The 23,409-nt window shown below is 44.9% G+C and carries 19 protein-coding genes and 1 riboswitch; of the genes, 10 read left to right on the forward strand and 9 right to left on the reverse strand.

Annotated features, from left to right (window positions below; all coding sequences use genetic code 11):
- Positions 1 to 60: 60 nt before the first annotated feature.
- Entirely contained in the window at positions 61 to 918 is an 858-nt protein-coding gene (locus tag BHE18_RS12215) for a CvfB family protein (protein WP_071618825.1), read from the forward strand.
- A gap of 376 nt (positions 919 to 1,294) precedes the next feature.
- Here BHE18_RS12215 and msrA read toward each other — a convergent pair whose 3' ends face one another.
- Positions 1,295 to 1,825, reverse strand: coding sequence for a peptide-methionine (S)-S-oxide reductase MsrA (msrA, locus tag BHE18_RS12220; protein ID WP_171910704.1), 531 nt, complete (start codon positions 1,823 to 1,825; stop codon positions 1,295 to 1,297).
- Positions 1,826 to 1,995: 170 nt separating this feature from the next.
- A riboswitch (cobalamin riboswitch) is annotated at positions 1,996 to 2,189 on the forward strand.
- Between the two features lie 153 nt (positions 2,190 to 2,342).
- Between msrA and BHE18_RS12225 the strand changes: the two genes are divergently transcribed.
- From BHE18_RS12225 to BHE18_RS12255, 7 genes are all read left to right on the forward strand, one after another.
- Entirely contained in the window at positions 2,343 to 3,281 is a 939-nt protein-coding gene (locus tag BHE18_RS12225) for an ABC transporter substrate-binding protein (protein WP_071618826.1), read from the forward strand.
- Positions 3,244 to 4,296, forward strand: coding sequence for a FecCD family ABC transporter permease (locus BHE18_RS12230; protein WP_071618827.1), 1,053 nt, complete (start codon positions 3,244 to 3,246; stop codon positions 4,294 to 4,296). The genes BHE18_RS12225 and BHE18_RS12230 overlap by 38 nt, the downstream gene beginning before the upstream one ends.
- 1 nt (position 4,297) lies before the next feature.
- Positions 4,298 to 5,767 (forward strand): heme ABC transporter ATP-binding protein, encoded by a 1,470-nt coding sequence (locus BHE18_RS12235; protein WP_071618828.1) that lies wholly within the window; start codon positions 4,298 to 4,300, stop codon positions 5,765 to 5,767.
- Positions 5,768 to 6,098: 331 nt separating this feature from the next.
- On the forward strand, positions 6,099 to 7,049 hold the full coding sequence (locus BHE18_RS12240) for an LCP family protein (RefSeq protein WP_071618829.1): 951 nt from the start codon (positions 6,099 to 6,101) through the stop codon (positions 7,047 to 7,049).
- 615 nt (positions 7,050 to 7,664) lie between these two features.
- The gene (gene proC, locus BHE18_RS12245; protein ID WP_071618830.1) at positions 7,665 to 8,510 is read left to right on the forward strand and encodes a pyrroline-5-carboxylate reductase; all 846 of its coding nucleotides are present in this window, start codon (positions 7,665 to 7,667) and stop codon (positions 8,508 to 8,510) included.
- Positions 8,511 to 8,642: 132 nt separating this feature from the next.
- On the forward strand, positions 8,643 to 9,758 hold the full coding sequence (gene proB, locus BHE18_RS12250; protein ID WP_071618831.1) for a glutamate 5-kinase: 1,116 nt from the start codon (positions 8,643 to 8,645) through the stop codon (positions 9,756 to 9,758).
- Between the two features lie 387 nt (positions 9,759 to 10,145).
- Positions 10,146 to 11,408, forward strand: a complete 1,263-nt coding sequence (locus BHE18_RS12255) for a glutamate-5-semialdehyde dehydrogenase (RefSeq protein WP_071618832.1) — start codon at positions 10,146 to 10,148, stop codon at positions 11,406 to 11,408.
- 61 nt (positions 11,409 to 11,469) lie between these two features.
- Here BHE18_RS12255 and BHE18_RS12260 read toward each other — a convergent pair whose 3' ends face one another.
- The 6 genes from BHE18_RS12260 to BHE18_RS12285 all read right to left on the reverse strand — a co-directional run bounded on the left by BHE18_RS12260 (position 11,470) and on the right by BHE18_RS12285 (position 19,419).
- On the reverse strand, positions 11,470 to 12,213 hold the full coding sequence (locus tag BHE18_RS12260; RefSeq protein WP_071618833.1) for a 3'-5' exonuclease: 744 nt from the start codon (positions 12,211 to 12,213) through the stop codon (positions 11,470 to 11,472).
- The gene (locus BHE18_RS12265) at positions 12,213 to 14,126 is read right to left on the reverse strand and encodes a DUF294 nucleotidyltransferase-like domain-containing protein (protein ID WP_083573743.1); all 1,914 of its coding nucleotides are present in this window, start codon (positions 14,124 to 14,126) and stop codon (positions 12,213 to 12,215) included. Before BHE18_RS12265 ends, BHE18_RS12260 begins: the two co-directional genes overlap by 1 nt.
- 160 nt (positions 14,127 to 14,286) lie before the next feature.
- The gene (locus tag BHE18_RS12270) at positions 14,287 to 14,811 is read right to left on the reverse strand and encodes a D-glycero-alpha-D-manno-heptose-1,7-bisphosphate 7-phosphatase (RefSeq protein ID WP_071618899.1); all 525 of its coding nucleotides are present in this window, start codon (positions 14,809 to 14,811) and stop codon (positions 14,287 to 14,289) included.
- A gap of 774 nt (positions 14,812 to 15,585) precedes the next feature.
- Positions 15,586 to 16,779, reverse strand: coding sequence for a class I SAM-dependent rRNA methyltransferase (locus BHE18_RS12275; protein ID WP_071618834.1), 1,194 nt, complete (start codon positions 16,777 to 16,779; stop codon positions 15,586 to 15,588).
- Positions 16,780 to 16,907: 128 nt separating this feature from the next.
- A complete protein-coding gene (locus tag BHE18_RS12280) occupies positions 16,908 to 17,747 on the reverse strand; it encodes an alpha/beta hydrolase (RefSeq protein WP_071618835.1) in 840 nt (279 codons plus the stop codon).
- Between the two features lie 439 nt (positions 17,748 to 18,186).
- Entirely contained in the window at positions 18,187 to 19,419 is a 1,233-nt protein-coding gene (locus BHE18_RS12285) for an aminopeptidase (protein ID WP_071618836.1), read from the reverse strand.
- Between the two features lie 108 nt (positions 19,420 to 19,527).
- Between BHE18_RS12285 and BHE18_RS12290 the strand changes: the two genes are divergently transcribed.
- Positions 19,528 to 20,187 (forward strand): DUF421 domain-containing protein, encoded by a 660-nt coding sequence (locus BHE18_RS12290; RefSeq protein ID WP_235860312.1) that lies wholly within the window; start codon positions 19,528 to 19,530, stop codon positions 20,185 to 20,187.
- Between the two features lie 173 nt (positions 20,188 to 20,360).
- Here BHE18_RS12290 and BHE18_RS12295 read toward each other — a convergent pair whose 3' ends face one another.
- Positions 20,361 to 21,617, reverse strand: coding sequence for a helix-turn-helix transcriptional regulator (locus BHE18_RS12295; protein ID WP_071618837.1), 1,257 nt, complete (start codon positions 21,615 to 21,617; stop codon positions 20,361 to 20,363).
- Between the two features lie 268 nt (positions 21,618 to 21,885).
- Here BHE18_RS12295 and ltaE point away from each other — a divergent pair, with 268 nt between their 5' ends.
- The gene (ltaE, locus tag BHE18_RS12300) at positions 21,886 to 22,902 is read left to right on the forward strand and encodes a low-specificity L-threonine aldolase (protein ID WP_071618838.1); all 1,017 of its coding nucleotides are present in this window, start codon (positions 21,886 to 21,888) and stop codon (positions 22,900 to 22,902) included.
- 83 nt (positions 22,903 to 22,985) lie between these two features.
- Here ltaE and BHE18_RS12305 read toward each other — a convergent pair whose 3' ends face one another.
- Positions 22,986 to 23,318, reverse strand: a complete 333-nt coding sequence (locus BHE18_RS12305; protein ID WP_071618839.1) for a YckD family protein — start codon at positions 23,316 to 23,318, stop codon at positions 22,986 to 22,988.
- Positions 23,319 to 23,409: the final 91 nt, after the last annotated feature.

Raw genomic sequence — 23,409 nt, forward strand, 5'->3', positions numbered from 1 at the left:
TTCAATACACGTGTAATGAGCGGACTGTTGCTATTACCAATTGAATGGAGGAATCTGAACATGTCTTCACTGAAACCCGGAACGGTTGAAGAACTATATGTCGACCAGGAAGTCCCGTACGGCTTCTTTTTAACAAATGATGAGGACCGCGTGCTGCTGCATCATTCAGAAATCACAGAAGAAATTCAAGAAGGGGATACCGTCAAAGTTTTCCTTTATCACGATAAGGATGTCAGACTGACAGCGACCATGCGCATCCCAAAGGTACAGGTGGGAGCATACGGATGGGCGGAAGTAGTGGATAAACGGGAAGACCTGGGAGTGTTCGTGAATATAGGGCTCCCTAAGGATATTCTGGTCTCCGCAGACGACCTTCCAAAGTTCCTTTCCCTGTGGCCTGAACCCGGCGATCAACTGTTCTTGTCATTGAACCGCGACAAGCAGGACCGTCTTTACGGAAAACTTGCCACTGAGAATATCATTGAACAAGTATCGAGACGAGCTTCAAGGGAAATGCTGAATGCAAAGATTCAGGGCAGGGTATACCGATTATTGAAAGTGGGTACATTCTTTTTATCCGAACAGGGCTATCGCTGCTTCGTGCATGAAAATGAACGGAAACAAGAGCCGAGACTCGGCGAGCTTGTTGAAGGAAGAGTCATTGATGTGAAGGATGACGGAAACCTGAATGTTTCTTTTCTTCCATTAAAACAGGAAAAGATGCAAGATGATGCCGAAGTGATCCTCTCTTACCTTGAGCAGCGTAATGGCGCCATTCCGTTCTGGGACAAGAGCCAGCCTGATGAAATCAAGGAACGCTTCAATATGAGCAAAGCTTCCTTTAAACGGGCGATCGGGAAACTGATGAAGGAAAACAAGGTTTATCAAGAAGAAGGCTGGACTTACTTGAAAAAATAGAAAAAAAGGAGTGCGATTTTTTCGCCTCCTTTTTTTGATTCATGGATGGGATGATTGCTGAAAACGTTTTGATTAGCAGGTCAGAACCGAGAAAATCTGGCGATTGATGGCTTTTCTTGGTGGAGGATTTCCCCGGTTCCTTACCATTAAGTTATACAAAAGGTATCATTCTATTCATCGCGTGCTAAACTAAATCATTCTTTTTGTTTTCTTTCCTCGCCCTGTACTGCATTCACTTTGTCTTCATCCGGGTATGGGTCGAAGAAGCTGCATTGACGGGGCCTTCAAAACCAACTGCTTGTTCTTTGTCCAAATGATCTTTTCTCACGAAAAATCCCCCTTTCCGTCTTAAGAAAGGAGGATTTGTCATCCGGGACTATCGCTGCCAGTGGCGGTCGATGAATTCATCCCTGCCGGAAACTTCACGGTCTTGTTTATATTCATTAGGATTTTTCTTGTGAAATTTTTGATGATATTCTTCGGCGCGATAAAAAGGTGCTGCCGGAAGAATCTTTGTGACAATCGGCTTTTGGAATTTTCCGCTGTCTGCTATTTTTTGTTTGGAAGCTTCGGCTTCTTCCTTTTGTTGTTCATTATGATAAAAGACAGCTGTGCGATACTGATCCCCGCGATCATGGAACTGTCCGCCCTCATCAGTAGGATCGATCTGGGGCCAATAAAGGTCCAATAACTCCTGATAAGAAAACAAGGAAGGGTCAAATGTGATCCGGACGACTTCATAATGTCCCGAGTCCCCTTTTTTTACATCTTCATAAGAAGGGTGATCGACATGGCCGCCTGAATAACCCGATACGACCTCTATGATGCCGGGTAATTCATCAAATGGTTTAACCATGCACCAGAAACATCCTCCGGCAAACGTGGCATGTTGAATTTCTTTCGTCATTTATAGAACCTCCCGCAGCTGTTTGCTGCTCTAATGTGGTAAAGAAAGTTAAGGTTGAACAAATTTTATCACTTCACGTGGAGGTTTGACAATCAAAAAGATGCATCTGTGAGGCAAAAAGATATTTACCGGACCGGGATGCTCCTGTATAATTCATGTGAACGGAAAATTACATAGTTGAATGTTTGGGTGAAGCGGAATAGAACTTATTCCATCGCTTCTTAAAAGGGAAGTTGGTGCAATTCCAACGCGGTCCCGCCACTGTGAATGGGAGCAAGCTGCAGGAACCACTGTATGAAAATACGGGAAGGTGCAGCAAGCAATGACCATGAGCCAGGAGACCTGCCTGACATCTTAATGACACTGGTACTACGCGGATAGGAAGGTGTAACATGCATACATGGATTCAATCTGTTTTTATATGCATTTTACACAGCATCCCCATAACGGCCGGGGATGTTTTTTTATTTGGAAAAGTGAAAGCGGTTTTTATCATGACAGAAAGTAGGAGAGAACAATGAAAAGAATCAGTCTATTATTAATGTTGATGCTGTCTGTATTATTTACGGCTGCCTGCGGGAACGAGCCAGGCAATCAGAACGGCGGACAGGGTGCCGAGGAGAAAGCTGCCGAAGAGTCCGTTTCAGTGAAAGACGCCCTGGGAGATGAAATAACGCTTGAATCAAAACCTGAGAAGATTGTTTCGTTAATCCCGAGTAATACGGAAATACTATTCGAACTTGGACTGGGTGAAGAAGTGGTCGGGGTGACCGATTTTGATAACTACCCTGAGGAAGCGGCCGAGAAGGAGAAAATCGGCGGAATGGAATTCAACGTGGAGAAAATCATCAGCCTGGATCCCGATCTGGTGCTTGCGCATGAGTCCACGGCGGTAAGCGCGAAAGAAGGCCTGGATCAACTGCGTGATGCAGGTGTAGCCGTCTATGTGGTGCGTGATACACAGCAAATCAACGAAGTATATACCATCATAGAGAACATCGGGAAATTGACCGGAACGGCTGAAGATGCAAATGAGCTGATTGCTTCCATGAAAAAAAACCTTGATGAATTAAAATCAAAGGCCGGGGAAATTAAAGAGAAGAAGAAGGTATATGTAGAGGTGGCACCGGCACCGGATATTTATTCTACCGGGAATAATACATTCATCAATGAAATGCTTGAACTAATCAATGCGGAAAATGCCATGAAAGATCAGGAAGGCTGGATTGCAGTGAACCAGGAAGAAGTCATTTCCGCAAATCCTGATGTTATCATCACGACGTACGGTGATCATGAACAAGTATTGAGCCGAGACGGATGGCAGGATGTCAATGCAGTGAAAAACGAACAGGTTTATGATGTCAACACTGACCTCGTGACGCGTACCGGCCCGAGATTGGTTGAAGGAGTAGAGGAAATTGCCAAGTCTGTTTATCCGGAGATTTTCAAAGAATAACATATGGGTCATCTATCTGATCGCACTGGCCATCCTCATCCTGGCGCTTTTGGCGGGGATATCGATCGGGACTGTAAAGGTTCCGGTCATGGATATCATCAAGATCATCAGTGCTGAATGGCTGCCGGGAGTCCCTCTTGCGGATGTCGATCCCATGCATTCAAATATTGTATTTTCCATTCGTTTACCGCGTGTGCTGTTAGCTTTACTTGTGGGAGGCTCACTGGCCGTCGCCGGGGCTTCCTTTCAAGGGCTGCTGCGGAATCCGCTCGCTGATCCGTATACACTGGGAATGTCGTCAGGGGCATCGGTGGGAGCGGTAGTCACTCTCTTTTTTAATATAAGCCTTCCGTTTCTTGGTTTGTTCACGCTGCCTGTACTCAGTATCATTGGGTCGCTGCTCACTGTATTCCTCGTATTGGCGTTTGCAAGGAAGGTCGACCGTACGATGAAGGTTGAAACGATCATACTGACAGGCATCATCTTCAGCTCATTCCTTGGCTCTGTCATTTCTCTCATGATCGCTTTATCGGGGGAAGAGCTGCGGCAGATCATCGGCTGGCTGCTCGGCAGTGTATCGATGAGAGGATGGGATTATATTTTCATTGTCCTGCCATTTTTTCTTCTGGGAACATTGGTCTTAATGTTCAACGCAAAAGAATTGAACGGGATGAGTTTTGGTGAAGAGCAGGCCCGTCATATAGGGATTTCGGTCCAAAAGAGAAAATACCTGATCCTGATTGCGGGAAGCACGCTGACAGGGGCAGCCGTTGCCGTATCAGGTACGATTGGTTTTGTCGGGCTGGTGATCCCTCACTTTATCAGGAGGATCATTGGATACGATCATTCTCATGTGCTGCCGCTTTCAATCCTCATCGGCGGGGCATTCCTCGTGACTGCCGATCTCGTGTCCCGTACGATCATCAGTCCATCTGAACTGCCGATCGGAGTGATCACTGCCTTGATTGGGGCTCCGATTTTTGCTTATATCCTGATTAAAAAGAAGGGGGGATAATATGCTTCATGTAAAGCAACTTTCCGTTGGGTATGAGGATGCGTCCGTTGTGGAAAATATTGATTTTCATGTCGGTAAAGGTGAGTTTTTCGGTATCCTTGGACCGAATGGCAGCGGGAAAACGACTCTTCTGAAGGCATTGTCCGGCATCCTTCCCCATACTGCAGGGACCATCCAATTAAACGGGAAACCGTTGAATGAATATTCACCCAAGGAGCTGGCGAAGCTTGCAGCCGTGCTTCCCCAGATTACCTCGCACTCTTTTTCATACAGGGTGAAGGAGACGGTCATGCTGGGGCGTTACCCTCATCAAAATGGGTTATTCAAGTCGGTTTCCCCACTTGATGAAGAAATCGTACACCAGGCCCTGAGGCAGACCGGGGTCGAAGCCCTTCAGGACAGGAGGCTGGACGAACTTTCCGGAGGGGAGAAGCAAAGGGTATATCTCGCACAGGCGCTTGCACAGGAACCGAAAGTCATCCTGCTCGATGAACCGACCAATCATTTGGACCTTTCCTATCAAAAGAATTTACTGGAATTATTGAAAAAACAAACAAAAGACCAGGGATTGACCGTAATCTCGATTTTCCATGATTTGAACCTGGCAAGTCTTTATTGCGACCGCCTCATCATGCTGAATAAGGGTGAGACGAAAATAGTCGATCATCCGGAAGAAGTTTTAAAGGAAGAAAATATCAGGGAAGTATACGATACAGAAGTACATAAGCAAGCCCATCCCCAAGTGGCCAAACCGCAGATCGTCATCCTTCCTGAAGACAGTTCGGCAGCGGAAGCAGCTCAGCCGGGGGAGGCTTTCCTGCATGTTACACCTGAAATGATCACCTATCGGTCGCCAGTCCATATGAAGTGTATGTCTTCAGGCGTGACCGGCTCCGGATTCGGATGGTATAAAAATGTGGTGAACAGATACGTGTCCCCCCACTATGATTGCACCGATTACAGACAGGACATGATCAATTTCCTAATGGAAAACGATCTGGATCCATCTTTTACGGTCGGAATGATGACAGCGGTGAATCTCGAAGATGTGGCATATGACTCGTATTCGATGGAAGGCCATTCAATCTTTGTCGTTGTGACAGCAGGCGCAGGGAATGCAGTGGATGTGACCGCAGCCCATGAGTATCCCCAAGAACTGAGGCCGGGCACAGTCAATACATGGGTGTTCGTGAACGGCAGACTTTCCGATGAAGCATTTATTGAGGCGCTGGTCATTTCCACCGAAGCGAAAGTAAAAGCGATGCAGGAGCAGAATGTCGTTGATCACCGGACAGGCACCCTTGCCACGGGGACACCGACTGACAGCATCCTCATCGCATCGACCCACCAGGGTACAACTTATCCATTTGCCGGGAGCGTCACACCGCTCGGGCGCCTGATCGGAAAAGGTGTATTCGAAACGACGAAGAAAGCTATTGAATCGTATAGGAAAAGAGCGGGAAGATCATGAAAGATTTGCGCAAATAGTTGGCTGAGTCTCTATTTAAGGATAGGGGCTCGGTTTTTTTATTGCAGCCGGAGGTTTAATCTTTATTTACAGGGGTAATACCTTCTAGGATCAAATAAACGGATCAGGTTCTGAGCATGAATGTACCACAGAGGCTTGAACACGAAATTAATGAGAAATATACTGCCAATTATGGTAGTATAAACTATATATTCTTGTCCCTTTGGTAATTCATGCATGCTGCTCCATAACCTGAGTATTGAGTTACCGGGAAATGTAGAGTAAAATCTTTCAATAGCTTGCTGCCATTTCATTTTGCAAAGAAGGTGGAACAATGGAATCAAGACTCGACCGCAAGAAAACGAAGAAAAAACGAGGCAGAAAAATCATATTAGTGCTATTATTGATCATTTTTTGTTTAGTAGGTTATTCCGCTTTTCAATTTTATAGAGGCTATCAAATGGCCGACAGCGAACAAAATATGAAAGACTATAAATTCAATGGCGTGAAAGACGAAAACGGCAAGATAAATGTATTGCTATTGGGCGTTGACCGCAGAGGGGAAGAGAAATCCCGTACAGATACCATGATGCTCGCTCAAGTCGATCCTAAGACCAATGAAACGAAACTGGTTTCATTCATGCGTGATATTTATGTGGAAATCCCGGGATACCAGAATTATAAGTTGAACACAGCGTTCTATCTCGGAGGACCTGAATTGCTGCGCAAAACGATTAAGCATAACTTTGATATCGACATCCAGTATTATATGATGGTTGACTTCAAAGGATTTGAACAATCCGTCGATATTCTTGCCCCGGAAGGAATCGAAATGGACGTAGAGAAAGCGATGTCTGAAAACATCGGAGTCTCGCTTCAGCCAGGGGTACAGAAGCTGAACGGTAAAGAGTTATTGGGCTATGCAAGATTCCGTCATGATGCAGAAGGTGACTTTGGGCGGGTGGAGAGACAGCAGAAAGTCATCACCGCTCTGAAGGAAGAGGTACTCAGCGTCGGCGGTGTCACGAAGCTGCCCAAACTCGCAGGTTCCATCCAGCCATACATTCAGACAAACATGAGCAAACTCGATCAAATATCGCTCGTCAAGGACGTCTTGTTAAGCAACAAGGCTGAAATCGACAAGCTGACGATCCCGGTTGAGGGCTCCTATGATTTCGCAAGCTACCAGGGAGTCGGTTCAGTCATCGAATTGGACTTTGATGCAAACATCCAGGCTTTGAAGGATTTCCTGAATGGGAAGAGTTCGGATGAGGTGACGGAATAATAATAATGAATGCACATTGGGCGGTTTCTTCGTCTGGTGTGCATTTTTTTGTTGTGTTTGGGGAGGTGATTGAGGTGTGGGGGCGTGAATGCCGGGCTTGATTGGGGTGTGCAGGCGGACGTGAAGGGGGAGTATTTTTTTACAGTATTTTTCCGAGTGACGGAATAATCGCTGAAATTAAAAGATTATTGGCCAGTTTCGAAAGATTATCAGCCGAAATTAAAAGATTATCGCACAAAATTCGAAGATCAACCCACAAAATTAAAAAATTCCCCAACCAGAAGGCTATTCTCCGACTACTCACCCCCTCAAAAACCCGCTTATTCCCCAACTTCCATTCCAATAATTCTGATTATACCGGATTATTAGTGATTTGAAGCCCTCAGAAGGCATTTGAACGACATAAATGGGAATGATAACGCTTCCACTTTCTTTTTCGGCTTATTCCTTACTACTTCCGGAATTCGCCTTGATATCATTTACCAGCGTGTTACGATTATAAACGTTGTGAACAAAGCACAGAACAAAACAAACATCTAAAACAAAAAATAACATTAAAAATAAAAACAAAACTGAAAACAACATTATAATATGAAAGAAACGGAGTGGATATTTTTGTTGAAAAATAAAACAATCGCTTTTCTTGGTGCAGGTAATATGGCTGAAGCAATGATTTCCGGAACGGTACAAAGCGGTAAGATCCCAAAAGATCAAATCATTGTTTCAAACCGAAGCAACAAAGAGAAACTTCAGGAAATCAATGAAAAGTACGGTGTACGCACATTATTGAAGGATGAACTTCCCTTCAACGAAATCGATATACTGATTCTTGCAATGAAGCCAAAGGATATAGATAAAGCACTGGATTCGATCAATCATCTCGTCAAGAGTAATACAGTCATCATGTCGGTGCTAGCAGGAATCACGACATCACACATGGAAGAACAGCTTCCCGGCGGTCAATCTGTCATCCGCGTGATGCCGAATACGTCAAGTATGCTTAAAGAATCTGCGACAGCGATCAGTGCCGGCAGATTCACTTCAGAAGAAGATATGATGAATGCGAAAGAACTATTATCAAGTATCGGTGAAGTTTATGTGATCGATGAAAGCAAGATGGATATTTTCACAGGGATTGCCGGAAGCGGACCAGCTTACTTCTATTATTTAATGGAACACATCGAAAAGACAGGAGCAGAAGCCGGTCTTGATCCTCAAATGGCACGGAAAATCGGTGCACAGACCATTTTCGGGGCAGCCAAAATGATGCTGGAAAGAGAAGAATCACCAACACAACTTAGAGAAAACGTAACATCCCCAAATGGCACTACAGCTGCCGGCCTTGATGCACTTGCACAATTCGGCGGAGGTAAAGCTATCTCAGAAGCTGTAAAAGGAGCAGAAAAAAGATCGAAAGAAATCAGCTCTGAATTACAGTCCCGTCAACTCGTGACAAACTAATAAAAGCAAAAACAAAACCTCAAATATAAAATTACCATTTATATAAATGCACGGAGCTTTAACAGAAATACAAGTCCGTCCCTCATCACAATGAAGGGACGAGGGGCGGACCTTTTTACTAGGAGTGATTGAATGTCCCAAGAAAACAAGCAGAAACGTATTGTGATCAAGATTGGAAGCAGTTCTTTGACAAGTCTTCACGGAGAAATGAGCAGAAGGAAGCTCGAACGCCTGGTAGACGAAGTGGTGCGCCTGAAAGATGACGGCCATGAAGTATTACTTGTGTCTTCAGGAGCAGTCGCTGCCGGCTACCGTAAACTCGGATGCCTGACACGCCCAAGCTCATTACCTGAGAAGCAGGCTGCAGCCGCAATCGGGCAAGGGTTATTGATTGAAGCATATTCTGATCTATTTATTTCACACGGATACGTAGCTTCTCAAATTCTGATTACTCGTAGTGATTTTTCAGATGAAGACCGCTATAATAATGCGCGCAACACAATCAATGTGCTGCTCGAGCGCGGTATCATCCCGATTGTAAATGAAAATGATACGGTAACAGTGGATCGATTGAAATTCGGAGACAACGATACGCTTTCAGCGAAAGTCGCGGCATTGGTTGACGCCGATCAATTGATCATCCTTTCTGATATCGACGGTTTATACGATTCCGATCCGCGGAAAAATCCTGAAGCCGAATTATTGGAAAGTGTATCAGAAATCAGCGAGGACATTGAGGATATGGCCGGAGAACCGGGAAGTTCAGTCGGTACCGGCGGCATGCGATCTAAAATTGATGCATTTAAAATTACGATGGCATCCGGAATCCCTGCATTCCTTGGTAAATCAGGCAATACGAACATCATCTATGACGCTGTGCAGCATACAGCGAAAGGTACGTATTTCGAATCTGCAGATGATGCAGTGAATCTCGATTCCAAAAAGCAGTGGATTGCATTCAATTCAGGTCCCGAAGGTGAAATCACCATTGACTTAGAAGCGAAAGACCGGATCCTTGAAAGAAAAGAAAGCCTGACAATCAACGATATCTATACGGTAAAAGGACGCTTCGACAAAGGGGCAGTCGTTCGGATTCTTGACAGTAACAACGAAGAAATCGGACTCGGAATGGTCAACTTCCGTTCAGGCCAGCTCAAAAACCCATCCGATATCAAAGACGACCAAATCGCAGTAGAAATCGACCACCTCGTCTGCCACATCGAAGTACCAATCCCGGTTGGGGTATAAGAAGAACTTTATAACAATAAACACCAGCAATTGTTCGTTTGATTTAAGACAATTATGTATTTCAACCGCACCCCAGCTGTTGATTGGAGTGCAAGACGAAGACTCCTGCGGGAAAAGTGGCCAATGTGAGACTTGTCCAGCTACAGGGCTTAGAGGCAAATGTCATAAGTCAACTCGACCAAGAAGGCAAAGAACGCCTTCGTGGCCGATTCGCCTTATGACAAAGCCTCTGAGCAAAGCCCCTTCGCTTTTCTTCCCGCAGGCGAAGCCGAGGAGGCTCACGGGTCACCCGCGGAAAGCGAAGTCTTGCACGGAAATCAACAGCGGCGTGTAGCGGTTTACCATATAATATCCAAGAATTCCTTAAACTAAAACAGGAGGCATTTGATGACTTTAACAATTGAAAAAACCGATGTAAAAAAACAGGCAATGATGGCAAAAAAAGCGGCAAAAACTCTAAGCTTACTGACAACCGAACAAAAAAATAAAGCACTGCACACACTTGCCGACCACCTGGATGCAAACTACCAGACCATTCTGGATGAAAACGAAAAAGACCTTCAACGAGGACGCGAAAAAGGATTCGAAGAAGCATTCATGGATCGTCTTTCACTATCAAAAGAACGAGTGGAAGATTTCGCAAACGGACTCAGACAAGTTGCTGACCTGGAAGATCCGACTGGCAAGGTCGTTTCAGACTGGACCCTGGAGAACCAGCTTCAGGTGCAAAAGGTTACTGTACCCCTGGGTGTCATCGGAATGATCTATGAAGCCCGTCCAAATGTGACAGTGGATGCAACAGGGCTTGCGTTGAAATCAGGGAATGCAATCGTGCTAAAAGGCGGTTCGAATGCCATCACTTCCAATAAAGCGATTGTGGACGTCATGCATGATGCATTGGAACAGACAGACATCCCTAAAGAAGCGGTCCAGTTCATCAATACAACAGACCGTGAAGCAACGAATGAACTGTTTACCATGAAAGAGCATATCGATGTATTGATTCCACGCGGCGGCGGAGCCCTTATCAATGCAGTCGTCAATAATGCGACAGTGCCCGTGCTTGAGACCGGCGTAGGAAATTGCCACATTTATATCGATAAAGAGGCTGAAGTGGAGAAGGCATTAAACATCCTGATCAATGCCAAGACCGATCGTCCGGCTGTATGTAATGCAGCTGAAACAGTCATCATTCATGAAAAATGGTTCAATGAACACAAAGATGCATTAACTGAAAAACTGGCTGGATATAATGTTTCCATCCACGGAGATGAAAAAGTGACAGCTGCCCTCGACGGTGCCAAGCCGGCAGGTGAAGAAGACTGGGCGAACGAATATCTAAGCCTTGATATCGCCGTGAAGGTCGTTGAAAATCTCGATGATGCAGTAGATCACATCGAACAATATGGTACAAAACATTCAGAAGCGATCGTGACTGAAAATGCAGAAACGGCTAAAAGATTCATGACGCTTGTCGATGCAGCAGCACTCTATCATAATGCATCCACCCGTTTCACTGACGGAGGAGCATTGGGCTTCGGTGCAGAAATCGGCATATCCACACAGAAATTACATGCAAGAGGACCAATGGGTCTTCCTGCATTAACAACAGTCAAATATATGATGCATGGTACAGGTCAAATCCGATAATAACAAAGCAGGACTCCCCGAGTAACGTCCGGGGAGTCCTTTTTTGCTTATATAAAAAAGTTCAATTATGGCCTTCAATACACTCATGCAATGCCTGAACAGTGTGAACGCCCTGCAGATGGCAAAGCTTCAGCAGTTCCTCAAATAATTCAGCTGTCATGATGGCATCATTCAGTGCATGATGGCGGGTCCTTTTCCTGATTCCGAATTTCGCTACCATCGCATCTAAATAACAGTCATTCCTCCGCATCAATGCATTTGCAAGAGCGAATGAATCGATGAATTCGGGATTGAACGAGGGGAGTTCCCATTTGTTTACGCGCTTTTGGAGAAAATTGATATCAAAACTGGCTGGATGGGCCACCAAAATCGTTCCCTTGGCGAATTCAAGGAATTGCTTTAATCCGACAGGGAATTTCACAGCATGCTTGAAATCCTTCCTTCTCAGACCCGTGAATTTTTTGGTTTCTCTGGACACCGTTTGAAGCGGGTCGATGACTTTATAAAAGGTTTCTTTTTCCTGTACAGACCCATTGAAAATCTTCACGGCTCCGATAGAAATGATCTCATCCCCGACTTCGGGAAAAAATCCTGTCGTCTCAAGGTCGAAAATAGTGAACGTGCAGTCATTTAAGTGTTTCTTTTGAAAAGTGAATTTTTCAGTTTCAAATTCTTTCAAGGTTTCGGAGATTTTGTAGTAAGACGGCCGTGCTTTTTCTTCCCGTAACTGGGAACGGAAGAAAAACTGCTGCCATAAATAATATTTTATGATCCGAAAGCCTACATTAATTCCGATATCATTCATCAGACCACCCGATTTCTGTTAAAGCTTATTTCCATCACTTGCTGTAATCGGTTCGCAATCTGGATGGCTTCCTTCAATCTTTGCCGTTCACCTTTTGATAATTCACGCACATCAATATCATTGCTGAGCGGTTTGCCTTCTTTTAACTCTTTAAGATTCTGCCTTGTCCGCAGGCTTAACAGGATATGCATGGCCATTTTGACATTTTCGGCATCCCTGGGGTGGAAAGCCTGCATGTTCCTCAGGGCATTTACCCTTTTGATAGTGTTCACTTCTTTAACCCCATATTTGACGCAGTGAATCCGGATCATATTGACGATCTGCATGAGCCCGGATTTCTTAATGTTGAATAAGTGGTTTTTCGGCTTCAGATTGACCCTCCCAAGTGGTCCGACAGGGAGCTTGAAGCGAAGGGCATCTTTTCTCAACAGCTGCTGCATGCTGAGTGAACGTTTTGATTTTTCGGCGAGATAACGGCGGATTTCCTCCGCTATTGAATAATCCCCATAGATCGGACGGAAATCATAGAACATGGTCGTGTTCTGCACTTCCTGCGCGTCAATTTCATGCAGCCATTCATCGATCGCTTTTTTCCAGTCTGTATAGGAACGCTTCCACTTTTGCTCTTTTGCCATGATCCCCCCTGTGCACTCAGGGAATCCGCATGCATCAAGCTTTTGATTTAATTTTTCAGTGAATGCCTGGAAGTATGAATCCACTCTTTTCGTGTCCGATAAATGGCTGTAATCGTCAAGGATGATCCCGTTATCCTGGTCGGTGTGGAATCCCTGCTCACTCCGGCCCTGGCTGCCCATGACGATGAAGCAGTAATTGATCGGAGCGCGTCCGTATCCTTCTTCGCGCATTTCCTTTTCCGTCAATTGAATGATTTTCCTGTGCAGGCGGTCATTGTAGTTGCTGATGACCTCACACACGTCATAACCGGGACTTTCCTGAATGAGGAGGTCTCCGATGAATTGCTGGAACGTCTCACTCTTAACGGTTGCAAGCTGAACCAGATCTTCATTTTTAACGGCTTTTTGGATGCGGTACGATAAATCCAGGTAGTTGGAGTCCTGGATATTCAAGAAAGAGGTGCTTGTCAATACACCGACAACGGCGTCATTCCGCATGATCGGAACGAAATCGACTTCTTCATGCTTGAAATAAGAGAGTGCTTCATATGCAAAGGATTCATCGCGGATCCAAAAAGGGTTCCTCTTCATCCAGTCTTTCACTTTTTCCCGCCGGTCGGGTTCGGTGATATAGGAGAGGATTTCCCTCTGCGTGAGGATCCCTTTTAAGGTTTTGTCTGCATCCACGACGACGAGCCCGTATGTATCCCTGTCTTTCATGACGTTTGCAGCTTCAAGAATCGAGTCTTCTTCATGAATGAAAGAAGGGGAGTCCATCAGATTATGTACCTTGGTCCGGAAAAGCGTGATATTTTCATCATCCTGGTCGGATGATTTTGATTTGATTTCGTCATAAAGCGTCTTCATGCGGTTTCCGATGCTTTCGAAGATGATTTTTGAAAAATCGTTATTACTCGTCATGATATCGAGAAGCCTGCTTTTCTGGATGCGGAAGACGTTGCAATCTTCCATTGCCTGAACCGAGAACGTCATTTCCCCGCTTGTCAGCATGATCATGATCCCAATCAGATCACCAGGATAATAGAATCGCAAAGAATATTGTTTTCCGCTCGAACGGTGAAGGACATTCTTCGCAAGTCCGGAGACTAGAAAATAAATATCCAGTTCCTCTACCGTCTCATCTTCATGAAAGAGAAATTCCCCTTTTTTAAAGGTTGTATATTTCGAACCTGAAATAATATAATGCAGTTGATCTTCTGTCAGTACATCAAAAGGATATACGTTTTTAACGATTTCCAACAGTTCATGCTGCTCCAAATGAATCCCTCCCTTTAGAGATCAGTCCCATAGTACTCTATCATAGAATTCCCCAATCGGTAAACGATAAAACAGGAGGGGAATGTGCGGTGTGATAAGAATCTCAGCTTGTGAGGCAAATAAAAAAGCATCCCCCTAAAAAAGCAGGGAATGCCGCATATCACTCTATGATGAATTCAGCCGCATCTTTCAGCGAGGGAAATACATAATCGGCACCATAGAGAGGGGAGGGTGAGCCGGATATCAAAATCGTCCTGCATCCCGCTTTCCGTCCTGCCTCGATGTCGGGCTCCCTGTCGCCGATCATATAGGAGGAATCAAGATTAAGCTCATATTTTTCAGCAAGGTCCCAAATCATGCCCGGCTCAGGTTTCCTGCATGCGCAGCCTTCATGGGGTTTGTGGGTGCAGCATGAAACTTCATGGATCTTTCCGCCTGCCGTTTCAAGCTCGCCGACCATATAGTCATGAATCTGCTCCAGATGACCATGAGATAAGTAACCAAGACCGACGCCGCCTTGGTTCGTCACGACAAATAACATATATCCTTCATGTGATAATAATGTAACGGCTTCTTTCACACCTTCCAGGAAATAAAACTGTTCCGGCTTATTCACGAATTTCACTCTTTTTGTTTTCACTTCATTGATGACCCCGTCACGATCCAAAAATATTGCTTTATTCAACATGAACACCCCATATTCGATAGATTTCTACAAAGCATCATAACATTTGTCGCTTCTTGCGGTTTCCGAGGAAATAATGACAGATTATTCTGTCATTATTTCCGTAAGTGAATTTCGGGAAATTTGCTTGTGTTTATAAAACATATGTCGTATACAAGTTTACCCATCTTGACCCGTAATTTTCAATGAAGGTTGTTTTCTAGTAGAATATTTCTTTTCATATGGGTTTGTAACCTGAATATACATTGTGGACGTAAGCTTTAACAAGAGGACGGACATACAACCCGAAAATATCGACAACATATACGAACACAGATCCACATAGAAAAAGAAAGAGGCTTAGATAAAAAGTAATTCAGACTAAGTAAAACCCGAACTAATTTGCATGAGTTTAGGCAAATCAGTTCGGGTTTTTTATTTGGTCCATGTACAGTTAGGATTTAGCTCATTCTAGCGGTTGATTGGAGTGCAAGACGAAGACTCCTGCGGGAGAAGTGACCAATGTGAGACGTGTCTAGCTACAGGGCTTAGAGGCACATGTCATAAGTCAAATCGACCAAGAAGGCAAAGAACGCCTTCGTGGCCGATTCGCCTTATGCCACCCGCCTCTGAACAAAGCCCTTCCGCTTTTCTTCCCGCAGGCAAAGCCGAGGAGGCTCACAGGTCACCCGCGGAAAGCGTAGTCTTGCACGGAAATCAATAGCGTTGTTTAAAGGGCGATCTAAAATGTTTGCCTATAGACCTTGGCTTTAATGTTTTGTTTCCACCCAAGACTCAGTATTTCTTGATAAATACCACTTTTAAATAGTCGCCCTGCTTGTATTGATTGATGGTTTTGAAGTCCTCAGGCAAGGAGTATTCCTCCATCAATTTGTAAGAACCGCCCGTCTCCTTGAATGCTTTATCTATAAATCCCTTGAATTTTTTCATATCAAACGTGCTGCAGTTCGTTGAAGCGACGATCACTCCATTTTTTTCAGTGATGGCGATGGCTTCTTTCAAGAGATCCTTATAATCTTTTGAAGCAGAGAAAGTATGTTTTTTGGAACGTGCAAAGCTCGGCGGATCAAGGATGACCATGTCAAAGGTGAGTTCCTTTTTTACCGCGAATTTAAAATATTTGAATACATCCTCAACGATGATATTCTGTGATTCGTAGTCTATCCCGTTGATACTGAATTGTTCGATGGTTTTACTCAGGCTGCGGTTTGCCAAGTCGACACTTGTTGTTTCTGCAGCGCCTCCCAGGGCGGCGAATACCGAAAAAGCCCCCGTATAGGAGAAAGTATTGAGCACTCTTTTACCATCTGCGTATTCATCCCGGATGCGTTTTCTAACTTCCCTCTGATCGAGGAACACACCCACCATTGCACCATCATTCAGGTAGATGGCAAATTGGACTCCGTTTTCCTTGACCAGAAGAGGGAAGGAAGGACGGTCACCGTCAACGAAATCATCTTCATCGACATACTTTCCTTCGACTGAAAAGCGCTTTTTCTGATATAGCCCTTTATAATTGGGAAGTTTTTTGATGGCGGAAATGATTTCTTCATTAAAAGTATAGGCACCTTTGCTGTACCACTGGATCAGGTAATATCCTTCGAAGTAATCAAGGGTGACCCCGCCGAAGCCGTCCCCTTCACCGTTGAATACCCGGAATGCGGTCGTGTCTTCATCATAGAAAAAATGCAGCCTCTGATTGACGGCATTCTGGAACTTCCGATCGAAAAAAGCCCCATCGATCTCTTCTTGCTCTTTCCAGCTGACCAGCCAGCCGATTCCTTTATTCTGTTTCCCGTAGTAACCCCTTGCAATGAAGTTCCTTTTGGAATCTGCCAGGGTGAGGATCGTCCCTTCGTCAAGGTTATTCAGGTCCGTCAGAACATTATCCCTATTTAAGAGGGGGAAGCCTTTTTGAAATTGTTTTATGAATTTTGGGTTTGGTTTTATAGTGATTTCAGCAGTCATGCACTTCATCCTTACGTAACTATAGTCTTGTGTAGTATAGAACTTCTGGGGATATTACGCAACCGCGGAGAGAGGGGGAGGGGAATAAAAAAGATCTTATCCGATGAATGGATAAGATCTAAGAATGACTATTTCCCCCATAAAAAATCACCGAGGAGCCTGTCGACTTTTGTGGTTTCGTGGAGCCCGCTGTGTGAGATGGTTGGGTCATAGACGATTTGGGATGAAAATTCATTTCGGTCAAACAGTTTTTTGCTTCCGAGTGCGCTTGGTACATTTACGACGTCATCCCCGGATCCTGCGATGGATAGAATTTTGATTCCCGGATCGATCATGTGCCGGTTGAGATATAGGTGTTTAAGCGCCCTGGACTGAGGCTTCAAATCAATGACGGCCGCTCCGGTATTGATTTGATCATAAGAATCTTTCGTCACACCTTCGAATGGGGTGGCGATGGTTATGAACTTGTGGGTTGCAGGCAGAAATGCTTTACCCCGTGCGTTTTCAAGGTATTGGGTGGAAGCGAGGCCGCCCATCGAATGACCGACTAAATTGATGTTATCGACCTGAAAGCTGTGATGCATAAGCTTCAGTGCATTTTCCAGCCATACTGCCTGTTTATCGAGAGCTGCCCGGTTATCTTCAAATATGACCTGAACAAGAGGAGGGGAGGAAGGATCTTTTGGAATGGTACCTTTATAGGAGACGCTTCCGTTGTCCGACACATAGATTTCCAGTGTCTTTTTTCCCCAGCCGTGATGATGTTCAAACCGGTCCAGCATCGTTCTGAATGAATTGTAGGTTCCCTTGTAACCATGTACAAACACAGTTGGATATTTCTCCACTGCTGTCAAAGCTTTTTCGCTTGATTGTACGTTGGATGTTTTAAATATCGTGAATATGATAAAAAGAGAGGCCAATATCAGCCCGCTCCAAACCAGTGTATGTTTTCTCGTGAAGGTTGACAAATGTATCGCTCCTTTAATCCCTATACTATTATTGTAAGCGATAAAAGGGGTATTGAAAATGTTATAAATGAAATTTTATTGTCATAATTGATGTAATTTATGGAAAAATGGAATGGGATGCGGTTAACATAGGGTGGGGCGGGTTATTTAGATTCATTCTTATGAGATCGTATATTTGGAAATAGGATCATAAAATTCCATTTAGGATCGTATTTTTCCGATTAGGATCATAAATTTTTAAAATGGATCATAAATCCTGAAAATGGATCATAAACACCCATCGGGGTATGTGGAAACCTTCCCATTATCATCCCAAAACCCACATACCACCCTAATTCCTCCATAATATCAAACAAAAAACCCGAACAAGTCCGAATTTTAAACAAAAAATTCGAATTCTGTTCGGGTTCACGATAAACCGGCCGCTATAAATGGTATTCTACACCCAATCACCATTCCTAAAAATAGGTTCCAGGCTGCCATCCGCCTTTTCTCCGTCGATATTCAGTTCGTTCGAGCCGATCATGAAGTCGACGTGAATCATGCTTTGGTTGAAGCCGATGTCACTCAGCTCTTCCTCTGTCAGCTTGTTGCCATTTTCTACGCAGACGGAGAGTGCACGGCCGAGTGCGATGTGGCAGGACGCATTTTCATCATAGAGTGTGTTATTAAAGATGATGTTCGTGTTCGAAATTGGTGAGTCATGTGGGACAAGGGCGACTTCTCCCAAGTAGGAGGCACCTTCGTCAGCAGCGAGAAGATTCTTTAATGTTTCATATCCTTCTACAGCTGAAAAGTCGACTACTTTGCCGGCCTTGAAGGTCAGCGTAAAGTCTTTGATCAATGTGCCGCCGTAATTGAGCGGTTTCGTGGAAGAAACGACGCCATTCACACTATTTCTCTCAGGGATCGTGAAAACTTCTTCCGTCGGCAGGTTCGGTACAAACGGCGTTCCGCGGTCATTCGTGAACTGGGCGCTGATCCATTTCGTCTGCTGGTGGAATCCGATCGTCAAGTCGGTCCCCGGTCCTTTATAATGCAGTTTGCGGTAGCCAGCTTCATTCAGGTGGCGGGCTCTTTCATTCAGTTCGCCAATATGCTTTTCCCAGAGACCCACCGTTTCTTCGCGGTCTGTACGTGTGGTGTAGAAGATATTTTCCCAAAGCTTCTCGACGGCATCTGCCCTTTCCAAGTCAGGGAACACACTTTCAGCCCATTGCTGTGTCGGGTAGGCTGCGATCAGCCAGCTGATTTTTCCGCCGCCGATATAGGAAGAGAATTTCTTGGATGCTTCTGCACCTACTTTATTGAGTAAGGCTACCCGCCCGGGATCCGCATCCTTTAGAAGGGAAGGATCAGGGGCTATGAGGTTCAGGAGGGCCATATTGTCCTCAGCCATTTCAATATACCCCTTCTGCTTCCAATGAGGATATACTTTCAACCCTTCCTCGCTGGATTTTTCCAGTCTGATTTTCTTCAAATCTTCATCGTAAAAGTCCGTCATGACATGGAGCGCGCCGGCTTCGTATGCTTTCTCCGTGACCATGCGGACGAATTCATATGTAGTGACAGGAGCGGAAATGAGCAGCTGCTGTCCTTCCTGGATGTTCAGGCCGACTCTGACGATGAGGTCTGCATATCTCTCTAAATTTTCACTGTGACGTGGATTCATTGTTTTATTCCCCCTTTGGTATCTACCTTTTTAACTATATATCTTTATTCTGAAAATTTCTATTTATTTGATGGATATTTTCAGCAGGACTCCAAAAGATAATTTTAGATGAAGGAAGTGATAATGTTGGACATGCATTTAATTTGGAAAGCCATTCTCGTCGTTCTTGGGGGGACACTCCTCCTGCGGATTGCAGGGAGGAAGTCAATCTCGCAGATGTCGCTTGCACAGGTCGTGATTATGATCGGGATCGGGTCCCTGCTTGTTCAGCCGATTGCAGGGGAGAGTATATGGACGACGCTGTTTGTAGGGTTGATCCTGGTTGTTTCCCTGGTTGTGATTGAATATATGCAAATCAAAGCGGATTGGGTTGAAAAGTTCATCACGGGAAGATCGAAGGTACTGATCAAGGATGGGGAACTGCAGACCGATACACTTAAAAGGCTCAGGCTTACCGTCGATCAGCTGGAAATGAAGCTGAGGCAGAATCAGATCCGCACGCTCTCAGATGTTCAGGAAGCGACGCTGGAACCGAACGGGCAAGTGGGCGTCATTCTTAAGGAAAGCAGCCGCCCGGCGACTAACCAAGATGTACAGCTGCTGAAACAAGAAATTTTTGCGCTGAAGCAAATGATCGGGAGCCTTTCCTTACATGGACAGCAGTACAAGCCTCAGTCTCCCGTTAGTGGGAAGGAGGAAGGGAATGACTTGTTCAAGGAAGTCGCCACGGAATCACATACAATAGAGCCTCCTCGCAGCTTGCAGTAAACAAAAAGACTGGTTATAGCTAACCAGCCTTTTTGTTTATAAGATTATTGTTTCACGCTGTATGGCGGGAAATCTTCTTCAGGGGAATTGATCACAACCACCCCTCCGAGCGCCATTGCGGTCAGACTTACAGCGATAACGAGTTGTTTCATTTTTTTCACATTCTCACCTCCCTATAAGGACAGCATTTCTTCGTAAATGGAATTGGATTCCTTCAAGTGGAATGCTGCATTCTTGTATCTTCTAACTCCCTGATAATATTGACCAAGGAATTTAGAATACTCGGCATATAAAAGTTGTTCGCCGTTTACTTTGAAGTAGGGCAGGATATGTTCCTTCATGAAGTGTTCAAAGTCTGCCGGGAAATCATCCAGGGCGTACTGATAATAGGATAATTGATAATATTTACCCGGGAACACTTCCTTTGAGCATAGTGCGAGCCCCTTAGGAAGCCAGTAGCGCACCTGATTGAAGCGGTTCAGCTTATAGTATTCTTTTACAAGTGCCAAAATGGAATTGAGCTTTCCTTCTACATCGGACTCCTTTAATTCGATGCTTCTTAAATAATGCTGGATCGCTTCTTCGCTTTTATTCATGACCGACTTCAAGTAGCCCAGATTCTGCTCCACCATGGAGGTGAGGCTGTTGTAGTTGATGGACTTGCTTATGAAGTTTGCCCACTCATAATGCTTGAGGGCTTCTTCACTGTATCGGATCCTTCGGTAGCAAATGCCCAGGAGCAAGTGAACTTCTGCACACCTCTGCTGGAAGTACACACCCTGGAAGATGGACAATGATTTTTCCCCGTAATAGATCGCAAGCCTGTACATATTCAAGCGCGTCAGGACCAGGCTGAATAAATAATAGAGATCAGCTCGTTCTTCTTCATTTGTGACACTGCCCAGCACATAGTAGGTTTCGGCCTCTTTCAATTCTTTGAGGGCATTGTCATATTGATGTACAGCATAGTAGTAATTGCCTTTATATCTGTGGTAGTAAAATCTCAGTGTATCGTTTAATTCCTTATAATGATTATGGATGCGGGCCAGGTTCGTACGGACACTCGCAAGGTCTGAATGGATCAATTGGTAACGAATAAAGAGTATCTTATATAGCAGCTGCGGAGTCAGGTCATCCGTTTCGTTCAGCCTCTTTTTGATTTCATCATGAAATGACTCGGCTGCCTCGAGGTCTTTCCAGAGGAGGGAGCGGTTCCATTTCTCAAGCAGTTTATTCAATTCCTGCTCATCGTTCTGAAGGGAAGATACGCCGAGGCGTTCACATAATAAATGAATGATCTCTTCAGACGGGACGACTTGATTATTTTCGAGCTTCGAAAGATATGATACCGAAATAATCCCCTTTGATAATTCTTCTTGTGTCAGGTTCTTCTTTTGTCTGTGGAAGCGGATTTTAGAACCGATATTCATCTTCTTACTCCTTATTCATCATGATAGGGTCCGAATACGTGATTATATTAATAGAAGAAACACGTAAACTTTGAAGTGTCTTTACACTACCCATTAAAATAGTAACATACTAAAGAACCGAATGTTATGAATATTCCTATAATTATATTTTTTAATAGGTAATTGGAATTGTTTTCATTTTGGTATGGACATGTATTCCTGCCTGACGGGCTTCGCGCATTTTTGTTATACTATCATCAATACATAAAAAAAGCGGGGGATACATATCATGATTGATTTACGGAGTGATACGGTCACAAAACCTACCAATGAAATGCGGCTTGCGGCATTTGAAGCGGAAGTGGGCGATGATGTATATGGGGAAGATCCGACGGTCACGAAGCTTGAGGAAGAAGCGGCAAGGATACTCGGCAAGGAAAAGGCATTGTTTGTGACGAGCGGTACACAGGGGAATCAAATCGCAGTACTGACACATACGCGTCCCGGAAATGAAATCATACTCGAAGAGAACTCGCATATTTTCTATTATGAATCAGGAGCCGCAGCAGCACTGGCGGGGGTACAGACGAGAACGCTTCCCGGCATAAAAGGGGCAATGGACCCGGAATCCGTTGAACATGCAATCCGGGATGAAGATCAGCATTTCCCCGAGACGGGACTGATCTGCCTGGAGAATACCCACAACCGGGCCGGCGGTGCGATCGTTTCACGGGAAAACATGGAAGCCATCCATGCGGTAGCCCGGAAGCACTCGATACCGGTCCACGTGGATGGGGCCAGGTTGTTTAATGCAGCTGCTGCTGCGGGAAAAGATGTGAAGGAATTCACCCGCCATTGCGACACGGTGCAGATTTGTCTGTCCAAGGGACTCGGGGCACCTGTCGGCTCGATCATTGCCGGCGACTCTCCATTCATTCAGCGGGCAAGGAAGTGGAGAAAGCGGCTTGGAGGAGGCTTGCGCCAGGTGGGTATACTTGCTGCCCCCGGTTTGGTTGCACTGACATCCATGAGAGAGCGATTGACAGAAGACCATGAAAAAGCCGTCATCCTGAAAGAAGCTCTGGAAAGCTGTGACGGGATTTCTGTCATGAATGATGTGGATACGAATATTGTCGTGGCGGATGTAAAAGAAAGAGGGAACACGTCGGCAGAGTTTGTGGACATCCTGAAGGATAAGGGGATATTGATAGGCGGTTTCGGTCCTCATGCAGTCAGGTTTGTGACGCATTACGATGTGAGTATGGATCAAGTGGAGGAAGCGGCAGAGATTCTTAAATCGCTGTAAATCGGCCGTGATCATTATTGAAGATGCCGGTTCCCGCAGGAGGAATCCTCCGGGAACCGGTTAACTGCATCCGGCCGGATTCTTTATTGCTGCTTTTCCGGATGAAGATTCTTCCCCTGGTGATGGTGCCATCTCATCATATAGCCGTTTTCCTTTAGTTTCATGTAGCGTTCTTCCATTTTCTTGAGCATCAGGTCGCCTTGTTCCTTTGTGAACACACCATATTCAACATATTTAGTGATCAGTTCTTTCTTTGAGTTGAATAACTGCTGATGCAATTTGTCCAATTCCTGCTTCTGCGCTTCTGTCAGGTTGACTTTCTGCGGGGCGGCCTGCTGTCCTTCAGCTGCTGCATATCCGTTGAATCCGAAGCTTAGGAGACATACTGTGAAAAGGGTCAAAAGTGTTTTTTTCATACATATTCCTTCTTTCTATCAAGTTTCCTTGATAGTTTCTGCATTGGGATAGCAAGATATGTATAAGTCATTTATTTCGAAGTGCACACTC

It is taken from the genome of Rossellomorea aquimaris (assembly GCF_001877785.1).
Taxonomy (GTDB): Bacteria; Bacillota; Bacilli; order Bacillales; family Bacillaceae_B; genus Rossellomorea; species Rossellomorea aquimaris_A.